The 329-nt window shown below is 77.2% G+C and carries 1 pseudogene; it reads right to left on the reverse strand.

From position 1 onward, the window contains the following. Positions 1 to 55 precede the first annotated feature (55 nt). A pseudogene (locus CCN29_RS36310) lies at positions 56 to 329 on the reverse strand (DUF3459 domain-containing protein); the annotation flags it as partial.

Consider the following 329-nt stretch of genomic DNA (forward strand, 5'->3'; position numbering starts at 1 on the left):
GTCATGGTGCTGGTCCCTTCGAAGTGGGGGTGGGGGAACAGACGGGGGGCGCGGCTCAGGAGCGCAGCCAGACCGCGGTGTCGGCGGGCAGCCGCCCGGCGGCGTCGAGGGGGCCGCTGGCCAGGAGCAGCGCGGAGTGGGCGGGGAGATCGACGGGTGTGTCCGCGAGGTTGACCACGCACAGGGCGCCGGCGCGGGCGAAGGCGAGGACGCCGTCGGGTGCGGGGAGCCAGGTCAGCGGGCCGTCGCCGAACTCCGGGCGCAGCCGGACGGCCGCGCGGTAAAGGCTGAGCACGGAGCCGGGGTCCTCGGCCTGCCGGTCGGCGGCG

It is taken from the genome of Streptomyces pseudogriseolus (assembly GCA_002154585.1).
GTDB classification, from domain to species: domain Bacteria; phylum Actinomycetota; class Actinomycetes; order Streptomycetales; family Streptomycetaceae; genus Streptomyces; species Streptomyces pseudogriseolus.